The organism is Pseudomonas sp. Sample_16, from assembly GCF_004307665.1.
In the GTDB taxonomy this organism is placed as follows: domain Bacteria; phylum Pseudomonadota; class Gammaproteobacteria; order Pseudomonadales; family Pseudomonadaceae; genus Aquipseudomonas.
In genome coordinates, this window is record NZ_RCOB01000095.1 from 13,616 (window position 1) to 33,511 (window position 19,896).

A 19,896-nucleotide genomic window follows, 5' to 3' on the forward strand; every position below is an offset into this window, starting at 1 on the left:
TTGCGCGACGGGATCATTGTCAATGCCACACGGGTCGAGCCCGCCGACGTTTTCCACGCCGAGGGCCATGGCTTCGCGCATCAGTTCGGCCGTACCGGGGCGGCTGATCAGCCCGGTTTGCGGGAATACCACCAGTTGCAGGTCGATCAGGTCACGGTATTTTTCGCGCAATTGCTGCATGGCCTCGACGTGACGCAAACCGAACTCCGGGTCGATGTCGACGTGGCAGCGCATCGTCAGCGAGCCACGGGCGATGCAGTTTTCCAGCAGCGCGCCGGCCCGTTGCGCGATGGGTGTCGTGACCTCGCGCAGAATGCGCCGTTCGTTGGCGATGTAGTCCTTGAGTGTCGGACCGGCGCTGTTTGGACGCCAGGGTTGGCCCCAAAGGGTTTTGTCCAGGTGCACATGGCTTTCCACCAGTGCCGGGGTCAGGAGTTGGTTCTGGCCATCGATGTCGGTCGCCAGCAGTTCGCTGGAGGAGGCCGGGCGGCGTTGGCTGAACCGGCCGTTTTCGATCAGCAGGTCCAAGGCGGTCGAACCGTAGGGCCGCACGTTGCGCAGCCAGCGAGGTTGGGTCATTGCGTACCTCAAAATTTTTGGTGTTTGCGCGGGCCTCATCGCTGGCAAACCAGCTCCCACAGTGATTTGCATTGATCACAAAACGTGTGAACACCTTCAAACCCTGTGGGAGCTGGCTTGCCAGCGATGGCCGCGACTCGGTTTCAAACCGGGCGATCAGCCCTTGAGCTTGGCCCAGATCCGGTCCTGCAGTTCCCGCGCCTTGTTGCTGCATTCCTTCTCGGGACGCAGGCGCGAGGCGAATTCGTCGGGCATGTTGATGGCGTCCATGACCCGCCATTTGGCGTCGATCAACTTGTCGCTCTGAATGCCGTTGGCGTAGGCGATGGCGTTGGACACGGCGGCGGCGTTTTCCGGCTTCATCATCCAGTCGATGAAGATTTTCGCGTTGCCGGGATGCGGTGCGCTTTTCGGCACGGCGAAGTTGTCCTGGAACATCGCCAGGCCTTCCTTCGGATAGACGTACTTGATCGTGCTCTTCTGCAAGGTGGCCCGGGCGGTGGAGCCGTTCCAGTTTTGCATCATGATCACTTCACCGGAGGCCATGCGGTCGACGGTGTTGTCCGAGCTGTACATTTTCAGGAAGGGTTTCTGCTTTTGCAGCAGTTCGAGGATGCGTTTGGCGTCCTGCGGGTTTTCGCTGCACTCGTCGACGTTCAGGTAGTGGCTGGCGGCGTTGATCACGCTGCTGGAGGTGTCGAGGGCGGCGAGTTGGCCTTGCAATTCCTTGCGCGGTTCGAAGAACTCTTTCCACGAGTCGTCGAGTTTGCCGCCAGGCACCCGGGCGCTGTCATAGGAAAACCCGGTGGTGCCCCACAGGTAAGGCGCGGAGAACTTGCGGCCAGGGTCGAAGCTCGGGTCACGGAACGCCGGTTTGACGTACTGGAAGTTGGGCAGGGTCGAGGCGTCGATTTCCAGCAGCAAGTCCTGGTTGATCAGGGTGCGCATGATCGATTGCGACGGCACGATCACGTCATAGGCCGCGCCACCGGCCTGCAGTTTGGCCAGCAGGGTTTCGTTGCTGTCGTAGCCGTCCATGGTCACTTTGATGCCGGTCTCCTTTTCGAACTTGGCCAGCAACTCGACCGGGTAGTAATCGGTCCAGTTGTAGAAGAACAGCTCCTTGGGCTCGGCAGCCTGGACGCTGAAAGCAGTGAAGCAACTCAAGGCCAGACCGGCAACGGCGAAACGCATGCTTTTGACTTTCTTGTTCATATCAGAAGGCTCCAGGCTCATTGTTGTTTGCCGCGCTGTCCCAGCCAGAAAGCCAGAACCACCAGCACGATGGAAATCACCAGCATCAGGGTCGAGATCGCATTGATCTCCGGCGTTACCCCGGACTTGATCGCCGAGAAGATGTACACCGGCAGCGTCGTCGATCCGGGGCCTGCGACGAAGAAGGTCATGATGAAATCGTCAAGGCTGACCACGAACGCCAGCACCGCTCCGGACAACACCGCCGGCCACAACAGCGGCAACGTGACCCGGCGAAAGACCTGCCATGGGTTGGCGTAGAGGTCGTTGGCCGCTTCCAGCAGACTCTTGTCCAGGTCATTCAGGCGTGCGCGGATCGGTAAATAGGCGAAGGGAATGCAGAAGCCGATGTGCGCGACGATCACCGTCAGCAAACCGAGCTTGATCCCCAGGGCCATGAACAGCAGCAGCGTGGCGACCGCGGTGACGATCTCCGGCAGGATCAACGGCAGGTTGATCCCGCCCTCGACCATTTTCTGTCCGTAGAACGGCCGGTAAGTCGCCAGTGCCGCGAGCAGCGCAATCGCGGTGGCGCAGACCGTGGCGATGCTGGCGACGATGATCGAGTTCAGCGCCGCCGTCTGGATCGACGGGTTGGCCAGGATGCGCCCGTACCAGGCGAAGGAAAATTCGGTCCAGACCGTGGCCGAGCGATTGGCGTTGAAGCTGTAGGCGATCAACACGAAAATCGGCAGGTACAGGTAGGCCAGGATCAACAGGCTGACTTCGCGGGTCAGCGGCAGTTTTTTCAGGTGCAAGGCAATCATGCGGTAGCTCCCCGACGAAGGGTTTTGGCGGCGCTGCGGCTATACAAGGCGTAGAGCACCAGCGACAGCAGCAGAATTCCCAGCAACAGGAACGACAGCGAACTGCCCAGCGGCCAATTGCGCGCGGTGCCGAATTGCTGCTGGATCAGGTTGCCGATCATCAAGGTCTTGCCACCGCCGAGAATCGCTGGGGTGATAAATGCGCCCAGGCTCGGCACGAACACCAGCAGGGAGCCGGCTATCACGCCCGGCATCGACAGTGGCAAGATGATCCGCCGCAACGCGTGCCAGCGATTGGCGCCAAGGTCGTAAGCGGCTTCCACCAGGCGCCAGTCGAGTTTTTCCAGAGTCGAGTAGATCGGCAGAATCATGAACGGCAGGAAGCTGTAGACCAGCCCGACGCTGACCGCGAAGTCGTTGTAGAGCAGGGTGATGCCACCGGCCTGGGGCAACAGCGCGTTGAGGCCTTGGGCGACCCAGCCGTGTTCGCGCAGGATGATCAGCCAGGCGTAGTTGCGGATCAGCAGGTTGGTCCAGAACGGGATGGTGATCAGCAACACCATCAGGTTGCGTCGACGCGGGGTCAGGCTCGACATCCACAACGCCACCGGAAAGCCGAACAGGAAACACAGGATGGTGGTGCCACCGGCCTGGAACACCGAACGGATCAGCGCCTGGGCATAGACCCAGTTCAGCTCCAGTTCGCCATCGAAACCCTCCTGGAAAAACAGCTGCACGTAACTTTGCAATTGCCAGTCGGCCTGCCAGTCAACGCCACCGTAGACGTTGCGCGGCAACAGGCTGATGTAACCCATGATGCCCAGCGGGATGGCGATCAGCGCCAGCAGGGTCAGGACCACCGGGCTGAGCAATAACGCACGGTTGAGGGCGGGAGAAGTACTGCTGACGCTCATCTCAGGCCTCCATCAACAGACAGGCGTGGGGCGGCAGGTTGACCGCGACGCGATCGCCGACCACTCGGCCATGGTTCAGGCCTTCGTTGTTCTCGCGCAGCATGACTTTAATGTCATTGTTCAGGCGGCACTGATAGAGGGTTGCAGTGCCGACATACAACACGGCCTCGATCACGCCGCGCAGGTGATGCGGTTGCGCCGGATCGACCAGTTGCGAGCGCTCGGGGCGAAACGCCAGTTGCACCCTGGAGCCGTCGAAGCCTTGGGCCGGGCAGGGGATCTCAACCGGCATGCCGTTGGGCACGAAGAGTTTTTCATTTTGCTGGCCACGCTTGAGGTGGCCGGGAAGGAAGTTGATGTCGCCGATGAATTGCGCGACGAACTGGTGCTGCGGACGCTCGTAGATGTCATTCGGTGTGCCGATCTGCAAGATCTTCCCGGCCGACATCACCGCAATGCGATCGGACAGGGTCAGTGCTTCTTCCTGATCGTGGGTGACGAAAATGAAGGTGATCCCGGCTTCTTTTTGCACGCGCTTGAGTTCGACCTGCATTTCCTTGCGCAGTTTGAGATCCAGCGCCGACAGCGGTTCATCCAGCAACAGCACTTTGGGTTTTGGCGCCAGAGCGCGGGCCAGAGCCACCCGTTGCTGCTGGCCGCCGGACAGTTCGGCCGGTTTGCGTTTGGCCAGGTGCTGCATTTGCACCAGCGCCAGCATCTCATCGACGCGTTGCGGGATCAGTTTGCGATCAAGGCCCTGCATCTCCAGGCCGAAGGCGATATTCTGCGCAACACTCATGTGTGGAAACAGCGCGTAGCTCTGGAATACCGTGTTGACCCGACGCTTGAACGGCGGCAGGTCATTCACCGGTTCGCCGGCCAGGCGGATTTCACCGTCGCTGACGTGCTCGAAACCGGCAATGGTGCGCAGCAAGGTGGTTTTGCCGCAGCCAGAAGGGCCAAGCAGGGTAAAGAATTCGTTGTCGGCGATATCGACCGAGACGTTGTCCAGGGCTGGAGCCAGACCGGGATCGTCGGAATAGCGTTTGGAGACGTTTCGCACTTCAATTGCAACTGGATGACCCATAATGGTGCATTCCTCTAATTATTGTATGCAAAATCTGGATGCAATTTAGAAATACCCGGATTAACCTGCCGGTGCAAGCCCCTTTTTCAATGGCTGGTTATTTCGCCAGGGCTGTTTGCACAGGGCGCTAGGAGTTGATGAATGACTGAAAAGAAACTGGAAACCACGGTCGACCGCGTCTACCAAGGGGTTTACGAAGCGATCAGCAAGCGTTCGTTGCGTCCGGGAATGAAACTCGGCGAGGCTTCCTTGGCCGAGCTTTTTAATGTCAGCCGTACGTCAGTCCGAGCCGCGCTCAAGCAATTGGAGGCTGACGGATTGGTCACCACCGAACCCAATAAAGGTGCATCGGTGTCGCTGCCCAGTGACGAAGAGATCCGTTCGCTGTTCGAGACCCGGCGCTTGATCGAAATCGGCATCGTCAGTGAACTGTGTCGGCGGCGCGATACAGCGGTGACACAGGACCTGCGCGATCACTTGTTGCTGGAAGATGAAGCGCACCTGAGCGGCGATCACGAACGGCTGATTCATCTGCTCGGCGAGTTCCACATCAAACTGGCTCGCAGCCTGAACAACCCGGTGCTGCTCGATTGGTTCCAGAAGCTGATATCCCGCGCTTCTCTGTACGCCGCAGCGCTGGACGACGACAGTCATGAAGCCTGCCGCGACGATGAACATCTGCGACTGATCGAATACATCGAAGCCGGCAACCAGAGCGCCGCTATCGAACTGACCTGCATGCATTTGAATGGCATCGAGAAAGCGATCCTCGACGTGGCCGCGACCTTGAAGAGCAGCTACAACCCGCTCAAGCATTTAATAGAGGTTTGAATTCAACGCAGATCGATGCAGGAGCGAGCCTGCTCGCGATGGACGTCAACGATAACGTTCCCTGACTGATTGATCGCAGTGTCTTGAGATTTTTCGCCAGCAGGCTGGCTCCTACAGGGATTGAGGCGTTTGCGGGCCGGAGGTTGGCCCGTGAGAATCAGCTATACCTCTATGAAACGAATGGCGCGCACGATGCTCGAAACAATCGGGTGCAGTAACCGGGGCGTAGAGTCAGCCTATGCAATTTCTAGAAGATAGCCATGGGTGTTCTGGCTGGAACGGCGAAATGGCCGAGCGCATTCGTACGTTCGACTGGAGCGGGACCGAGTTGGGCGCGATCGAAAACTGGTCCAAAAGCCTGAGCGGCACGGTGCAGTTGATGCTTGCTTCGCCGTTGCCGATGGTGATGCTCTGGGGCCGGCCAGGCTACATGATCTACAACGACGCCTATTCGCAGTTTGCCGGCGGGCGTCATCCGTATCTGTTGGGGTCACCGGTTGAGCTGGGCTGGCCGGAAGTTGCCGAATTCAATCGGCACGTGGTCGATACCTGCCTGGCGGGCGGCACCTTGTCCTATCGCAACAAGGAACTGGTATTGCTGCGCGACGGTGTGCCGGAAGACGTCTGGCTGGATCTCTATTACAGCCCGGTCGCCAACGATGACGGTTACCCCGGCGGGGTCATGGCCATGGTGGTGGAAACCACCGAGTTGGTGATTTCCGAGCGTCTGCGCCAAGCCGCGGAAAATGCCTATCGCGCCGACAACGAACGGGTACGTCTGGCACTCAATGCCGGAGCCTTGCTCGGCTCATTTGTCTGGGACATCAAGTCCAACGTGTTGAGTGGCGATGATCGCTTTGCCCGCACCTTTTCCTATCCTGCCGGGCAGAGCCTGGACAACCTGCCGCAGGAAATTGCCGAAGCGCGCATCCATCCCGACGATCTCGCCTGGGTTCAGGAACAAGTCAAACAATCGATGCAGACCGGCTCGCCTTTCAACGCCGAATACCGGGTGTTGCGTCCTGACGGCAGTTTCCTGTGGGTGTTGGCCAGCGGTTGTTGCGAGTTCGATGAACAGGATCAGCCCTTGCGTTTTCCCGGTGTGCTGATCGACATTCACGAACGCAAGATCGCCGAAGAATCCTTGCTCAAGTTCACCCGGGATCTGGAGCAGCGCGTGGCCTATGAAGTCGAAGCGCGGCTGGTGGCGGAGGAGCAGTTGCGCCAGTCGCAGAAGCTCGAAGCCATTGGCGGTCTCACCGGTGGCGTGGCCCACGACTTCAATAACCTGTTGCAGGTGATCGCCGGCAACCTGCATTTACTGGCGCGCCACGAACCGGACAACGTCAACGTGCAACGTCGGGTCAATTCCTCGCTTGCCGCTGTCGAGCGCGGTGCAAAATTGTCTTCGCAGCTGTTGGCCTTCGCCCGTCGTCAACCGCTTTCCCCGGCGATTTGTACGCCGCAGCAGATTTTTGACGGCCTCGGCGAATTGTTGCAGCGTGCGTTGGGCGAAACCATCCTGGTGCATATGACCGCGCCCGCTGAGCCCTGGCGGGTTTTTGTCGACCGCAATCAGTTGGAAAACGCCATTCTCAACCTGGTGATCAATGCCCGCGACGCAATGAAAGGCGAGGGGACGATCGAGTTGAGCGCCGACAACATTCGCCTGGACCATGAGTTCTGTACCGGCAAAGGCATCGTGCCCGGTGACTATGTACAAGTCAGCGTGGCCGACACCGGGGGCGGCATGGCGCCGCAGGTGCTCGCCCAGGCATTTGAACCGTTTTTCACCACCAAGCCCGACGGACAGGGAACGGGGTTGGGGCTGAGCATGGTGTTCGGTTTCGTCAAGCAGAGTGGCGGCCATATCGAGATGTCCAGCGTCGTCGGCCAGGGCACGCGGGTGGCCCTTTATTTTCCGCGCAGCCTGCGTCCGATGGACAGCGAAAGCAGCACGCCGGACGTGCAGCAGCGTGGCGGACACGAGCGGGTGCTGGTGGTGGAAGACAACGACGCGGTGCGTGCTTCGTCGGTGGAGTTGCTGCGAGAGGAGGGCTATGAGGTGCTGACCGCCGCGAACGCCGATGTCGCCATGCAAATGCTGTTGGAAGGGGTATCGGTTGACCTGATTTTCACTGATGTGGTCATGCCTGGCCTGATCAAGAGCTCGGACCTGGCCGCCTGGGCCAAGGTGCAAAATCCTCCGGTGGCGGTGCTGTTCACCTCAGGGCATACCCGTGACATCATCTCGCGTAATCACCAGCTCAGCCCCGATACCCATCTGCTGAGCAAACCCTACAGCCCGGATGCGCTGACCCGGATGATTCGCACGGTCCTCAACGGCTGACACCGGATTTTTTCGCGACCTTACTTTTCAAGGCTACCCGATGACTTCAACGCGCACCTCCAACCCAACCTCCGGCATGGTCAGGGTGCGCGGCGCCCGGGAACACAATCTCAAGAACGTCGACGTCGATATCCCGCGCGATGCCTTGGTCGTGTTCACCGGGGTATCCGGGTCGGGCAAGTCATCTCTGGCGTTTTCGACACTGTATGCGGAAGCGCAACGGCGCTATTTCGAATCGGTGGCGCCTTATGCGCGGCGGTTGATCGATCAGGTCGGCGTGCCCGACGTGGACTCTATCGAAGGCTTGCCGCCCGCCGTCGCCTTGCAGCAGCAACGGGGCACGCCGAGTACACGTTCTTCTGTGGGCAGCGTAACGACACTGTCGAGCCTGATCCGCATGTTGTATTCCCGTGCCGGCAGCTACCCGGCGGGGCAACCGATGCTGTATGCCGAAGACTTTTCCCCGAATACACCGCAAGGCGCCTGCCCTGAGTGCCATGGGCTGGGCCGGGTCTATGAAGTCACCGAAGCGCTGATGGTGCCGGACCCGAACCTGACCATCCGCCAGCGTGCCGTGGCGTCCTGGCCGTTGGCATGGCAGGGCCAGAACCTGCGGGACATTCTGGTGACCATGGGCTATGACGTCGATATTCCCTGGCGCAAGCTGCCGAAAAAACAGCGCGACTGGATTCTCTTCACTGAAGAAACGCCTACGGTGCCGGTGTATGCCGGGCTTACGCCGGAAGAAACCCGGGTCGCCCTCAAGCGCAAAATGGAGCCGAGTTACCAGGGCACCTTCACCGGCGCGCGGCGCTACATCCTGCACACGTTTACCCACTCGCAAAGTGCGCTGATGAAGAAGCGTGTTTCGCAATTCATGCTCGGCAGCCCTTGCCCTTTGTGTGAAGGCAAACGCCTTAAGCGCGAGGCGTTGTCGGTGACCTTCGCCGGCTACGACATCGGCGAACTGTCGCAGATGCCCTTGTTGCAAGTCGCTGAAGTGCTCAAGCCCGTGGCGGCCCAACACTACCTGGAAGAAGGCGAGGAGGCAGGGGAAGTGCTGACTCACGACCAGACCCGCCAGGCCCGGGAACAACGCGTGGCCCACGGGGCCAGCGGTCATGCCAACGCCCCGGATGTGCGCCACACGCCAAACCTGTCGGTGGAGAAACGCCTGGCTGCACAAAGGATCGCCCAGGATCTGCTGGAACGGGTCAGCACCCTGACCGATCTGGGGCTTGGTTATCTGGCGCTGGAGCGCAGTACGCCGACGCTGTCTTCGGGTGAATTGCAGCGTCTGCGCCTGGCGACGCAACTGGGCTCACAACTGTTCGGCGTGATCTACGTGCTGGATGAGCCCTCTGCGGGCCTGCATCCAGCGGATGGCGAGGCGCTGTTCGAGGCGCTGCAACGCTTGAAAGCGGCGGGCAATACGTTATTTGTGGTCGAGCACGATCTGGAAACCATGCGTCGCGCCGACTGGTTGATCGACGTCGGCCCGGCCGCGGGTGAGCTTGGCGGTCGCGTGCTGTACAGCGGCGCGCCGGCCGGCTTGGCCGACGTTGCTGACTCGCAAACCCGTGCGTATCTGTTCGCCGACAAAACCCGCCAATCGCAAGCCAGCCGCAAGCCCAGCGACTGGCTGCGCCTGGAGGGCATCACGCGCAATAACCTCAACGACCTCAGTGTTGAGTTTCCATTGGGTTGCTTCACCGCGGTCACCGGTGTCTCAGGGTCTGGCAAATCCAGTCTGGTCAGCCAGGCGCTGCTGGAACTGGTCGGCGCGCACCTGGGACGCCCAACGGTCGACCATGATCCGCAAGAACTGAGCCTGGAAGACGACGCGCCGCAAGTCAGTGGCGGGCAGGTCAGCGCAGGCCTGGATTCGATCAAGCGACTGGTGCAAGTCGATCAGAAACCCATTGGCCGCACACCACGCTCCAACCTTGCGACCTACACCGGGCTGTTCGACAACGTGCGCAAGCTCTTTGCCGCCACACCTGAGGCTCAGGCGGCGGGTTACGACGCCGGGCAGTTTTCGTTCAACGTCGCCAAGGGCCGTTGCCCAACCTGTGAAGGCGAAGGTTTTGTCAGCGTTGAGTTGCTGTTCATGCCCAGCGTCTATGCGCCTTGCCCGACGTGCCACGGTGCGCGCTACAACCCGCAAACGCTGGCGATCGGTTGGCAGGGCCGCAATATTGCCCAGGTGCTGCAATTGACCGTGGACGAGGCGGTGGAAGTATTCGCCGAGCAAGCTGCAATTCGACGCTCACTGGAAGTGCTGCGCGACATCGGCCTCGGTTATCTGCGTCTCGGCCAACCGGCCACCGAACTGTCAGGCGGCGAAGCGCAGCGGATCAAACTGGCCACAGAGTTGCAGCGCAATCAACGCGGGGCGACGCTGTACGTGCTCGATGAACCGACCACCGGCCTGCACCCGCGGGACGTCGATCGCCTGCTGGAACAGTTGAACAACCTGGTGACGGCCGGGCATACGGTGATCGTTGTCGAACATGAAATGCGTGTGGTCGCGCAGAGTGACTGGGTGATCGATATCGGACCGGGAGCCGGAGATCAGGGCGGCAAGATTGTCGTGGCAGGGACGCCGCAGAAAGTCGCGAAGAACAAAAAGAGCCGGACAGCGCCGTTTTTGGCCCGAGCTCTACCCCTGTAGGAGCCGGCTTGCTGGCGATGGTCGTCAACGATTACGCGGCAAGCCTGATTCCCCGCGCTGTTCTCGAGTCCATCGCCAGCAAGCCGGCTCCTACAGGAGATCCGTGGTCTCCTAAATTGAGGCGTATCAGGTGCCGTCGATCGTACGCCGCACCTTGTCCAGCAGTTCCTTGATCTGGAACGGCTTGATCAGCATGTCCATGCCGTCACCGAGGAACACCTGGCGGTTGATTGCGGTTTCGGCGTAGCCGGTCATGAACAGGATCGGCAAGGTACTGCGCCATCCACGGGCAACATCGGCCAACTCCCGACCGGTCATGCGTGGCAGGCCGACGTCGGTGAGCAACAAGTCAATGGATTGATCATTCTGCAAGCGCTCCAGGGCTTCCTCGATCTCGGCGACCTGCGTGCAGCGATAACCGGCGTCCACCAAAACCTCGGCGACGAACATGCGCACCGACGGAGTGTCTTCGACGATCAATATGTGTTCGCCCGCCCCTTGCGGGTCGACGGTAGTGGGCAGGATTTCATTGGAGGTAGGGTCGGAGCTGGCCGGCAGCATGATGGTCACTTCGGTGCCGCGCCGGGCCACGCTGCGAATGTGTGCATCGCCACCGGATTGCCTGGCGAAACCGTAGATGGTCGACAATCCGAGCCCGGTCCCCTGGCCCAGCGGTTTGGTGGTGAAGAACGGATCGAACACCTTGTCGATCACGCTGTGGTCAATACCGGTGCCGTCGTCACGCACGGACAAGGCGACATAAGCGCCATCGGCGAGGTTGGGATCTCCGTGGGAATACGCGGCATACGTATTGACCCAAATGTTGCCACCCTGTGGCAGAGCGTCGCGCGCGTTGATCACCAGATTGAGGACGGCACTTTCCAGCTGGATCGGGTCGACCAGGGCAATCGCCGCTTTGCTCGTCAGCTCAAGCTTCAGGGCAATGCGTTCGCCGATGGTGCGCACCAGCAGTTCCTCAAGGGAGCGGATGTGCTCGTTGATGTCCACTGGCCTTGTATCGAGCGGTTGCTGCCGGGCAAATGCCAGCAGGCGATGGGTCAGGGAAGCTGCACTCATCGCCGAGTTCAACGCCGCTTCGGTGTAGAACTGGACCTTGTCGGTGCGTGAATCGGCCACACGCTTCTGGATCAGTTCCAGACTGGTGATGATGCCGGTGAGCAAGTTGTTGAAGTCGTGGGCAATACCGCCGGTCAATTTGCCCAGCGCATCCATTTTTTGCACCTGCAACAACTGCGCCTCGGTGCGCACGCGTTCCGCCACTTCCTTGGCCAACTGGGTGGTGGCGTCGTCCAGTCGTGCCAGATGTGAGCGCTCGCGATGGCGGTGCTCGGTGACATCCTCGACAAACACCAGGCTCAGTTGCGGCGTGCGATACGGCGAAATCTGCCACTCGGTTTCACGGATCTGGCCCTGCACGCGCATGTTCAGGGTGCCTTTCCAGCGTTCGCCGTATGACAGCCGCAAACGCAGTTCGTTGATGATCGAGGCCTGATCGTCGGCGAAACACTCGTGAAGTGTATCGGACGCGAGGTTGTCCACGGTCAGTTGGGCGAAGGCATGGTTGCACTCATGGATCTTCAGCCCGGCATCCAGCACCGCGATAGGCGCCGACACGTTGACGAAGATCTCGCGAAAACGCGCCTCGCTTTCGCGTAGCGCATTCTCGGTTTCGCGCACCCGCAACAAGGTGCGCAGCGTCGCCAGCAGCACGTCCGGGTCTACTGGATGGATCAGGTAGGCATCGGCGCCCGCGTCGAGGCCGGTGATGATGTCCCCGGTCTGGATCGAGGCGGCTGATACGTGGATCACCGGAAGCAGGGCGGTCGCGGGATCGGAGCGCAGTTTGCGCACGATGTCGAACCCGCTCATGTCCGGCAGATTGACGTCGAGAATCAATGCATCGAAGTTGACGCTGTCGATCAACTCCAGGCCCTCGTTGCCGGTGCCGGCTTCGAGCACTTCATAGCCATGGCGCTCAAGGCGTCGACGCAGGGCGTAGCGGGTGGCGACATTGTCGTCGACAATCAATAAGCGAAGGTCACGTTTCATCGGTGTACTCCGTGGCGATCGCCAGCGGGATGATCACGTAAAAGGTCGAGCCCGTGCCTGGCGTACTCTGGACGCCGACTTCGCCGCCCAGCAAACCGGCGAAGCGTTTGCACAGGGACAGCCCGAGCCCGGTTCCGCGCAGGCGCTTTTGCAGCGGTGAATCGACCTGGGAAAAGTCTTCGAACAATGCGCCATGTAGCTCCGGAGCGATACCTATTCCGGTGTCGCTGACGGCAAAACGCACGTGGGAGCTGTTTTCAAGGCGTGCCGAGACCCGGACTTCGCCATGGGTGGTGAATTTCAGCGAGTTGGCGATGAAATTGCGCAGGATCTGCGCGAGTTTCTTGTCATCGGTGTACAGGCGCGGCAGTCCCACCGGTTCTTCGAATATCAGGTCCACGGCGGTCGCGTCGACAATCGGTCGAAACATGCCGCGCAGCGCGGCGAACAGGTCGAACATATCGAACCAGGCCGGCGATATGGTGATGCGCCCGGCTTCTATCTTCGCTAGATCCAGCAGGTCGTCGACCATATCGCTCAGCTCGCGCGCAGAATTGCTGACGAATGCCACTTGCTTGTGTTGCTCGGCGCTCAAAGGGCCATCAAGCTCATCGGTCAACAGACTGGCGATGCTCAGGATCGAGCCCAATGGGGTGCGAAACTCATGGCTCATGTACGACAGAAAGCGACTTTTCAAGTCCGAGGCCTGGCGTAATTGTTCGGCCTGGGTGTCGAGTTCCGCGTACAGCGCCAATACACCCTGGTTGGTTTCATCGAGTTCGGCGCGCAGGGCATCGGCTTCCCCCTGCAACTGGGCGATCAGTGCTGCTTGTTCGTCAATCTGAGTCGCAGGTGCGTCAGGCATGAGCGGCCTCCAGAGCAATGACCAATACCGTGACGTCGTCCCGTCCACGGCAGAAGTCGCGGTGCAAAATCGCGGCAATCACGGCGGGATGGCGATGCACCAGGCCGGGGTAATCCTGCAGGTTCCAGCGCGACTGCAGGCCGTCGCTGTACATGATCAGCAACTGTCCGTTGACCTGAGCATAGTCAAAGGCTTGTGCCTTTCGATACTGGCCGCCGACGATGCCGGGATGAGAGGCCAGTCCGCGAGACTTGTCCGCTGCAATCAGGCAGGCGCCGATATTGCCGATGCCGACGAATTTCAACGCATCGTTGCCAGCATCGAACTGCGCAATGGCCATTGCACCGCCGCGAGTACCGACCATGGCCAGATGCATTTCTTGCAGCGCCAGTACCGGCGAAGCAAATGGCGCCAGTGCGAAGGTTTTTTCGCCGGCGCGGGCGGCTCGTTCGGCTTCTTCGCCATGGCCCAGGCCATCGATCACCAGCGCGCTGATGCGTGGCCCGTCGAAGGCCAGGTGCCAGACATCGCCGCAGGCCGGATCGTTGTGCAACGAGTGCTGGCTGATGCCGACGCGGCGATCAGCCGTCTTGTCCTGGCGTGGATACAAGCGCGTCAGCAGCACGGTGCCGCGTGAGTCTGCATACACGTCGAAGACTTCTGTCTGACGCGAAACGGCGCCCAGCCCGATGCCCTGAGTGCCGCCGGTGGAGAAACCATCGGCCAGGCACGCTTGCAGGTCAAAGCCTCTGGCGCGGTCTATTGCGATCATTTCAATGCCGGTACTCTTCCCGCGGGGTAATACCCGCAGGTGCAGTTCGCCATGGGTGGCATGTTTGAGAATGTTGCTGGCAAGCTCGGTCGCCACCAGTGCTACACGACCTGCATCGGTACTGTCGAAGTCATGTTTTTCGGCGAGTTGTTGGGCGGTGCGCCGTGCGTGCCCGATCTGACTGCTGTCTTCGATCACCAGCACCTGGGTCATCGATCCGCCAATATTCAAGTCCATCGCGTGATCGTCACGCGAGTGCCCTGACCAGGCGCGGTGTCGAGTTCGAACTCGTTGACCAGCCGCTTGGCGCCGGTCAGGCCCAGTCCAAGACCACTGCCGGAGGTCCAGCCATCGGTCATTGCCAGCTTGATGTCGGGAATGCCGGGGCCTTCATCGCGAAAAACCAGGCGCAGGCCGCAACGGGCCTGGTCGTCGAGGATCTGCCAGTCCATGTCGCCGCCTCCGCCGTACACCATGGTGTTACGCGCCAGTTCGCTGACAGCGGTCACCAGTTTGGTCAGGTCGATAAGGCGCATGCCGCATTCCTGGGCCAGCTTGCGTGTCAGTTGCCGAGCCAGGACCACGTCCTGCTCGATGTGAATCGGATGAGTGCCGCTGCTGCGTACGATCATTGTTCACGTACTCGTTCCTGAAGCAGTTTCATCCCGCGTTCGACATTCAGCGCGGTGCTGACGCCGGGCAAGGTCAGGCCCAGTTCCACCAGGGTGATCGCCACCGCCGGTTGCATGCCGACCAGCACGGTCTGGGCATCCATGATTTTCGAGAGACCGGAAATCGTCCCGATCATCCGGCCGATAAAGGAATCGACCATGTCCAGGGCGGAGATGTCGATCAGTACGCCCCGGGCGGAAGTGCGGCTGATCCGCTCGGACAAGTCGTCCTGAAGCGTCAGCGCCAACTGGTCGTGCATGTCGACCTGAATGGTCACCAGCAAGAAGTCGCCCATCTGTAATATCGGGATGCGCTCCATAAGCTCACACCGCCTTGCTGATGGTCATTCCCAACCGGGTCAGTGCCAGTTTCAGGGCATCGGCCAGATTGGCTTTGGTCACCACGCCTTGCAGGTCCAGGCCCAGGTGCACGATGGTCTGGGCAATCTGCGGACGCACACCACTGATGATGCAATCGGCGCCCATCAGGCGAATCGCCGTGACAGTTTTGAGCAGGTGTTGCGCCACCAGCGTATCGACGGTGGGCACACCCGTGATGTCGATAATGGCAATTTCCGAACCGGTGTCGACGATTCGCTGCAACAGCGATTCCATGACCACCTGAGTGCGTTGCGAATCCAGGGTGCCGATCATCGGCAGCGCCAATACGCCATCCCAGAGTTTGACCACCGGCGTCGACAGTTCCAGCAGTTCTTCCTGCTGACGCTTGATCACCGCCTCGCGGGATTTCTGGAAGGTGCGGATAGTGTGCAGGCCCAGGGCGTCGAGCAGTTCGGAGACTTCCAGAAGCTGTTCGGCCAATAGCGCCGGACTGTCCTGATAGTGATTTTGCAGCAGGGCAAACAACGGCCCTTTCAAGGCGAAGATGAAACTGGCGGTCTGCTGAGAGTCGTGGCCCAGCAGGGCACGGCTATGGGAGAGTTTTTCGAGAAACTGGCGAATGTCGTCCCAGCCCGGGGCGGCGATATTCTGGGTGTTGCCACTCTGCAGGCCCGAGATGATCAGCTCGAGGAACTGCGACGTTTGCTGCTGCAGGTCCTGGACTTTGATATTGCGTGTGGCACCACTGGTTTCGAGGTCGTTTGTCCATTGGGCAAGCAATTGTGCCGAGTTCTTTTTCATTGCATCGAGCGTGGTGGATTGCAGTGCCGCCATGAGACTTTACTCCTTGAGTTTAAGCGCCGACTCCCCAAAAAATGACCGGCGCAGTTGAATGACCTTTGCCGGATGAAATAGTTGTTGGTTTTCCAAGGCTTTTTTTCATTTCGGCACATGGACTTTAGTCGGCGAAGGCCGTTTCGGTAGTTTTTCACGGAGAATCAGTGCTCCGAAGGAACCCTGAAGCTCAGCCGACTTCGAAACTTCAAGGCTCGGCTATTGAGTCAGGCCGCGCGGATGCAGTGACGAGGACGTAACCATGAAAGACCAATCGATAACGCCGCAAAAGGATCGACCGCAAAGCGACAACCTTGGCGAACCCGTGGAAAACACCCCGCAGCCGCAAAGCGGCGATGACGCGGTTGACCAGAAAAACCGCCATACCGATAACGACAATGAGTTCAGCCCGGGCTTCAAACCCAACCCGGACCGCCCAAAACCCAGCGATGACACCGATGCCGATATCGACACCGATGGCGGCTGAAATCCGCAAATAAAGAAAGCCGCATCTAACGTGCGGCTTTCTTTTTTGCGCTGCGATCATTTACTTGGCATGCGCAGCTTGCAGTTTCTTCGCCATATCCAGGTGTTTTTGCAGTCCCGGCAACATTTTCTGGGCGAAGCCTTTGAGTTCGACGGCGCCTTTGGTTTTGTCATCCGTTACCGTATTTGCTTCTTTCTTGAATAGTTCGATGGTTTCTTCGTGGGCTTTGACCTGATTGTTTGCGTAGGCCGCATCGAACGATTCATCGCGCATGTCGAGGATTTTTTCCTTGGCCTGCTTTACCAAGGTGGTTTCGTCTGGCACTTCAATGTCGTTTTTCTTCGCGATGGCCGCCAGTTCGTCATTGGCCTTGCCATGATCGGTGATCATCATGTTGGCGAATGCCTTGACGTCCGCCGATTGGCTTTTTTCCAGCGCCAGCCGGCTGGTTTCGATTTCGGCAATACCACCCGCTGCGGCTTTGTCGACGAAATCATTGGAAGTGGCAGCGAATGCCGCGCCCATGCTGGTGCTCAGGGCTACGACCAAGGCGAGGTGGCGCATTTTGAATCCGTCCATTGGTTTTCTCCGCTTGGTTTCAAGGTCAGGTTTCAAGGTCAGGTTTGATGGGCGATCCGCAGTGATCGTTAAGCTGTGGAGGCGGATTTACCGGCAAAGGTTTTATCGCATTTGCGACAGGACGACGAACGGACGCCGCTGGTCTGACAGGTGGTCGACAGAACCGTCCAACCGAGGCCATTCTGATAGTTGGCGAGCGCAATCAGTCGCGTTCGCTGCCGATTAACAAACGGAGGTGTTCCATGCCGGTGCCACACGACCTTTTTCAGGATCTGAGTTGCACAAAGGAAGAAATCCAGCAGAAACGCACCAAGGATCCGTTACTGGATTCACTGATCAACAAGTATTCCCTGGCAGACGCCGAGGTGGTGAAGGCCGAGCAAGCCAAATCCAGCGATGATGCGGTGACGAAGCTCAAGGCCAAGCGCCTGGAGGTCAAGGACAAAATCGTCAGACAGCTGCAGTCGCGGACCTGATCACGATTTAAGAGTTGCAGGAGCGAGGTTGCTCGCTCCCGCATTGTTCCGGCGTTATTGCAGTGCGCTGCTCAAGGGCAAACGCGCCATGTTCCTGGCCTTCAGCGAACCGAAATACAACCAGTCTCCATACTCGCGCACTGTGGTAATCGGGGAGTAGTTGCCGCTGCTGCCGTCCTGCAGGTTGGCGATGACCTTGCCTTGCAGATCCAGACCCAGCACAAAACCACGTTTTTCCACGGGTTTGGGCAGTATCGTCATGGCTCGCACGATCATCTTGCGCAGATACGGGTGAGGTGCGGTGGCATCGAGCAGAGCGTTGCGCGGTGCATACAGCGCCACCCAGAAGCGATCGTGGCCATTGAATGACAGGTTGTCCGGCAAGCCCGGCAGGTTGTCGATGAATATCTCGTGGGTACCGGCGTTCGGTCCGGTCAACCAATAGCGGCTGATGCGATAGGCGCCCGTTTCATTGACCAGAACGTAGGCATCTTCCGGACCCAACGTCACGCCGTTGGCGAACTCCAGTTTGTCCAACAGGACCGAAGTTTTACCGGTCTGAAAGTCATAACGCAGCAATCGACCGTCGCCACCATGCTCGATGATTGCCTCGCCATCCTTGCCATAGCCAAAGCGGCTGGAAGCATCGCTGAAATAAGCAAAGTGCCCCGGTTTGTCGATGACCACGTCGTCAGTGAAACCAAAGGGCACACCGTTGGCCTCGGTGGTCAACGCCACCAGTCGACCTTGCGCATCGAGCGACAGCAAGCCTTTGACCGCATCAGCGATGACCAGCAAGCCATTTGGATGGCGGGCCAGCCCCAATGGTCGGCCACCGGTATCGGCGAGCATTTTGGTGATCTTGCCATCCAGGCTGGTGCGGATGACGCGGCCGTCATGCAAACCGCTGATCAGTGCATCATTTTCCAGCAGCAGTGCTTCCGGGCCGTCGATGTCCACTGCGCCCACGCGCTCGATGCCTTTGAGGCGCTGATTGTCGGCGTAGACACCTGTGGTGAGGGGCGGAGCAGGTGACGGCGTCCAGGCCACCGGTTGCACCTTGGTCGGCATCAGCAGCAGGAACCCGCCAATGGCAACGATCAGCAGCAACACCCAATGGTGGAACCTGATCGATCGACTCACGCGCCGACTCCTGATTGTGCCAGGTGCTTTTGTGCCATCTCGCGCAAAGCCAGCATCGACGCCGCCGACTCGTGATCTATTCGCCGCTTGAGCAGCAACCGATTGGCAATGCGCATCGCCAGACCACTGAATTGATACTCCAGCGTGCGGATAAACCGCGTGCTGTCGCCTTGGGCCTCGCATTCGTAAGTCACCACCAGCGACAGTCCATTGTCGCCATCAGCCCGGGCAATCCAACGCCGTCCCGGCAGATACTCGTCGACCACCCAACGCAAATGCCCGTCGCGGCCACCGGCACGGATGTCTTCTTCGAACCGGGCGCCGGCATGCAACGAACCTTTCTGGCCATTGATCTTCAACGATGATGGATGCCACTGCGGCCAGAGGCTCACGGTGCTGGCGTAGGCGAGAACCTCGATGGGGTTGCCGGCAATTTCGATCTGGTGCTGCATGCGGGTCATGGCTGTTCTCGTCAGGTACGGGGAGGCCTGCTCCGGTTCCCAGTAAAGGGTGCCGAACAGGTAATCCATCAACGGAAAAACAATGTTGAAATTTCGCTCCTGCATCATCTCGCGGCGATGGTGCAGTTCATGCAGGCGACGCATCTGACGAATCCACGGCAGGCGTGTCAGCGGATTGTGCGGCGGCAAATGTTCGCAGGCATGAAACACTTCATAGGTGAGATAACCGAGGACCATGCACCCGCCCACTAGGCCGGCGACGTTGGCGTCAAATTGCTTGAGCAGCCACCAGAGGGGCAGGGTGATCACCAGTGTGTGTAACACGATCAGCCATGCGGGAAACAGGATCACCCGCCAGTCGCGGGCGTTGTCGTAAGTCATGTGCCCGGGGGCGAAGAAGCTGTGATGGTCGCCGGCATGGCGGGCATAGAACATCCGTGCGAAGGCTTTTTTGTGATGCCCCAGATGCCGATGCACGATGTAAACGCCAAAGCTGAACGCCAGCAGGGTCAACGGCACCGCCAGCCATTGCAGCGGGCGCACCTGGTGCACGCTAGTCCAGAACATGGCGATGGCCAGCATGCCGAACAACAATACAAAAATGCCATGTAACCAAGGGTTGTAGCGGGGGTGGATGTCGGCGCGGTAGCGGCTGCGGAATGCTTCGGTGGTCTGCCTCACTGCAATCACCTGTCGTTTTTATTATCTCCAGCAGATTAGACGATTTCGACAGGTTGTCC

At 59.5% G+C, this 19,896-nt stretch carries 18 protein-coding genes and 1 pseudogene; 5 read left to right on the plus strand and 14 right to left on the minus strand.

Going from position 1 to position 19,896, the window contains the following annotated elements; translation table 11 throughout:
• The 5 genes and pseudogenes from D8U69_RS13655 to D8U69_RS13675 all read right to left on the minus strand — a co-directional run.
• Nucleotides 1-579, minus strand: a pseudogene (locus D8U69_RS13655) (cytosine deaminase); the annotation flags it as partial.
• 156 nt (nucleotides 580-735) lie between these two features.
• The gene (locus tag D8U69_RS13660; protein ID WP_130907493.1) at nucleotides 736-1,794 is read right to left on the minus strand and encodes an extracellular solute-binding protein; all 1,059 of its coding nucleotides are present in this window, start codon (nucleotides 1,792-1,794) and stop codon (nucleotides 736-738) included.
• A 17-nt stretch (nucleotides 1,795-1,811) separates the two neighbouring features.
• Entirely contained in the window at nucleotides 1,812-2,600 is a 789-nt protein-coding gene (locus D8U69_RS13665) for an ABC transporter permease (protein ID WP_056852845.1), read from the minus strand.
• On the minus strand, nucleotides 2,597-3,514 hold the full coding sequence (locus D8U69_RS13670; protein ID WP_056852844.1) for an ABC transporter permease: 918 nt from the start codon (nucleotides 3,512-3,514) through the stop codon (nucleotides 2,597-2,599). Before D8U69_RS13670 ends, D8U69_RS13665 begins: the two co-directional genes overlap by 4 nt.
• 1 nt (nucleotide 3,515) lies before the next feature.
• A complete protein-coding gene (locus D8U69_RS13675; RefSeq protein ID WP_056852843.1) occupies nucleotides 3,516-4,601 on the minus strand; it encodes an ABC transporter ATP-binding protein in 1,086 nt (361 codons plus the stop codon).
• Nucleotides 4,602-4,742: 141 nt separating this feature from the next.
• Here D8U69_RS13675 and D8U69_RS13680 point away from each other — a divergent pair, with 141 nt between their 5' ends.
• From D8U69_RS13680 to D8U69_RS13690, 3 genes are all read left to right on the plus strand, one after another.
• Nucleotides 4,743-5,432 carry a GntR family transcriptional regulator gene (locus D8U69_RS13680; protein WP_130903451.1) on the plus strand — a complete coding sequence of 230 codons (690 nt, stop codon included), beginning with the start codon at nucleotides 4,743-4,745 and terminating at the stop codon, nucleotides 5,430-5,432.
• 238 nt (nucleotides 5,433-5,670) lie between these two features.
• Nucleotides 5,671-7,782 (plus strand): PAS domain-containing hybrid sensor histidine kinase/response regulator, encoded by a 2,112-nt coding sequence (locus D8U69_RS13685; protein WP_130903450.1) that lies wholly within the window; start codon nucleotides 5,671-5,673, stop codon nucleotides 7,780-7,782.
• Nucleotides 7,783-7,822: 40 nt separating this feature from the next.
• On the plus strand, nucleotides 7,823-10,456 hold the full coding sequence (locus tag D8U69_RS13690) for an excinuclease ABC subunit UvrA (protein ID WP_130907494.1): 2,634 nt from the start codon (nucleotides 7,823-7,825) through the stop codon (nucleotides 10,454-10,456).
• A gap of 126 nt (nucleotides 10,457-10,582) precedes the next feature.
• Here the strand turns inward: D8U69_RS13690 and D8U69_RS13695 are convergent, their stop codons facing one another.
• From D8U69_RS13695 to D8U69_RS13720, 6 genes are read right to left on the minus strand one after another with little or no spacing between them, the layout of a single operon-like run.
• Nucleotides 10,583-12,526 carry a response regulator gene (locus D8U69_RS13695; protein ID WP_056852840.1) on the minus strand — a complete coding sequence of 648 codons (1,944 nt, stop codon included), beginning with the start codon at nucleotides 12,524-12,526 and terminating at the stop codon, nucleotides 10,583-10,585.
• A complete protein-coding gene (locus D8U69_RS13700; protein ID WP_130903447.1) occupies nucleotides 12,516-13,391 on the minus strand; it encodes an ATP-binding protein in 876 nt (291 codons plus the stop codon). The genes D8U69_RS13695 and D8U69_RS13700 overlap by 11 nt, the downstream gene beginning before the upstream one ends.
• Nucleotides 13,384-14,400 carry an ATP-binding protein gene (locus D8U69_RS13705; protein ID WP_177336553.1) on the minus strand — a complete coding sequence of 339 codons (1,017 nt, stop codon included), beginning with the start codon at nucleotides 14,398-14,400 and terminating at the stop codon, nucleotides 13,384-13,386. Before D8U69_RS13705 ends, D8U69_RS13700 begins: the two co-directional genes overlap by 8 nt.
• Nucleotides 14,391-14,795: an anti-sigma regulatory factor gene (locus tag D8U69_RS13710; RefSeq protein ID WP_056852838.1), complete on the minus strand. Its 405-nt coding sequence runs from the start codon at nucleotides 14,793-14,795 to the stop codon at nucleotides 14,391-14,393. Before D8U69_RS13710 ends, D8U69_RS13705 begins: the two co-directional genes overlap by 10 nt.
• Entirely contained in the window at nucleotides 14,792-15,154 is a 363-nt protein-coding gene (locus tag D8U69_RS13715) for an STAS domain-containing protein (protein ID WP_056852837.1), read from the minus strand. The genes D8U69_RS13710 and D8U69_RS13715 overlap by 4 nt, the downstream gene beginning before the upstream one ends.
• Before the next feature lie 4 nt (nucleotides 15,155-15,158).
• Nucleotides 15,159-16,010, minus strand: coding sequence for an STAS domain-containing protein (locus D8U69_RS13720; RefSeq protein WP_130907495.1), 852 nt, complete (start codon nucleotides 16,008-16,010; stop codon nucleotides 15,159-15,161).
• Nucleotides 16,011-16,272: 262 nt separating this feature from the next.
• Between D8U69_RS13720 and D8U69_RS13725 the strand changes: the two genes are divergently transcribed.
• The gene (locus tag D8U69_RS13725; protein ID WP_130903445.1) at nucleotides 16,273-16,497 is read left to right on the plus strand and encodes a hypothetical protein; all 225 of its coding nucleotides are present in this window, start codon (nucleotides 16,273-16,275) and stop codon (nucleotides 16,495-16,497) included.
• A gap of 60 nt (nucleotides 16,498-16,557) precedes the next feature.
• Here the strand turns inward: D8U69_RS13725 and D8U69_RS13730 are convergent, their stop codons facing one another.
• A complete protein-coding gene (locus D8U69_RS13730; RefSeq protein WP_056852834.1) occupies nucleotides 16,558-17,076 on the minus strand; it encodes a DUF4142 domain-containing protein in 519 nt (172 codons plus the stop codon).
• Between the two features lie 242 nt (nucleotides 17,077-17,318).
• On the opposite strand from D8U69_RS13730, the gene D8U69_RS13735 reads away from it, so the two are divergent.
• On the plus strand, nucleotides 17,319-17,552 hold the full coding sequence (locus D8U69_RS13735) for a DUF465 domain-containing protein (protein WP_056852833.1): 234 nt from the start codon (nucleotides 17,319-17,321) through the stop codon (nucleotides 17,550-17,552).
• Between the two features lie 54 nt (nucleotides 17,553-17,606).
• Here D8U69_RS13735 and D8U69_RS13740 read toward each other — a convergent pair whose 3' ends face one another.
• Entirely contained in the window at nucleotides 17,607-18,695 is a 1,089-nt protein-coding gene (locus D8U69_RS13740) for an SMP-30/gluconolactonase/LRE family protein (protein WP_130907496.1), read from the minus strand.
• Nucleotides 18,692-19,837, minus strand: a complete 1,146-nt coding sequence (locus D8U69_RS13745) for an SRPBCC family protein (RefSeq protein WP_130907497.1) — start codon at nucleotides 19,835-19,837, stop codon at nucleotides 18,692-18,694. The genes D8U69_RS13740 and D8U69_RS13745 overlap by 4 nt, the downstream gene beginning before the upstream one ends.
• Nucleotides 19,838-19,896: the final 59 nt, after the last annotated feature.

What these genes read in the sequence shown, in the direction of transcription:
- D8U69_RS13725 (WP_130903445.1), top strand. Translation starts at nt 16,273, where the DNA reads ATGAAAGACCAATCGATAACGCCGCAAAAGGATCGACCGCAAAGCGAC.
- D8U69_RS13705 (WP_177336553.1), bottom strand. Translation starts at nt 14,400, where the DNA reads ATGGACTTGAATATTGGCGGATCGATGACCCAGGTGCTGGTGATCGAA.
- D8U69_RS13700 (WP_130903447.1), bottom strand. Translation starts at nt 13,391, where the DNA reads ATGCCTGACGCACCTGCGACTCAGATTGACGAACAAGCAGCACTGATC.
- D8U69_RS13730 (WP_056852834.1), bottom strand. Translation starts at nt 17,076, where the DNA reads ATGGACGGATTCAAAATGCGCCACCTCGCCTTGGTCGTAGCCCTGAGC.
- D8U69_RS13720 (WP_130907495.1), bottom strand. Translation starts at nt 16,010, where the DNA reads ATGGCGGCACTGCAATCCACCACGCTCGATGCAATGAAAAAGAACTCG.
- D8U69_RS13680 (WP_130903451.1), top strand. Translation starts at nt 4,743, where the DNA reads ATGACTGAAAAGAAACTGGAAACCACGGTCGACCGCGTCTACCAAGGG.
- D8U69_RS13685 (WP_130903450.1), top strand. Translation starts at nt 5,671, where the DNA reads ATGCAATTTCTAGAAGATAGCCATGGGTGTTCTGGCTGGAACGGCGAA.
- D8U69_RS13715 (WP_056852837.1), bottom strand. Translation starts at nt 15,154, where the DNA reads ATGGAGCGCATCCCGATATTACAGATGGGCGACTTCTTGCTGGTGACC.
- D8U69_RS13670 (WP_056852844.1), bottom strand. Translation starts at nt 3,514, where the DNA reads ATGAGCGTCAGCAGTACTTCTCCCGCCCTCAACCGTGCGTTATTGCTC.
- D8U69_RS13710 (WP_056852838.1), bottom strand. Translation starts at nt 14,795, where the DNA reads ATGATCGTACGCAGCAGCGGCACTCATCCGATTCACATCGAGCAGGAC.
- D8U69_RS13660 (WP_130907493.1), bottom strand. Translation starts at nt 1,794, where the DNA reads ATGAACAAGAAAGTCAAAAGCATGCGTTTCGCCGTTGCCGGTCTGGCC.
- D8U69_RS13735 (WP_056852833.1), top strand. Translation starts at nt 17,319, where the DNA reads ATGCCGGTGCCACACGACCTTTTTCAGGATCTGAGTTGCACAAAGGAA.
- D8U69_RS13695 (WP_056852840.1), bottom strand. Translation starts at nt 12,526, where the DNA reads ATGAAACGTGACCTTCGCTTATTGATTGTCGACGACAATGTCGCCACC.
- D8U69_RS13675 (WP_056852843.1), bottom strand. Translation starts at nt 4,601, where the DNA reads ATGGGTCATCCAGTTGCAATTGAAGTGCGAAACGTCTCCAAACGCTAT.
- D8U69_RS13665 (WP_056852845.1), bottom strand. Translation starts at nt 2,600, where the DNA reads ATGATTGCCTTGCACCTGAAAAAACTGCCGCTGACCCGCGAAGTCAGC.
- D8U69_RS13690 (WP_130907494.1), top strand. Translation starts at nt 7,823, where the DNA reads ATGACTTCAACGCGCACCTCCAACCCAACCTCCGGCATGGTCAGGGTG.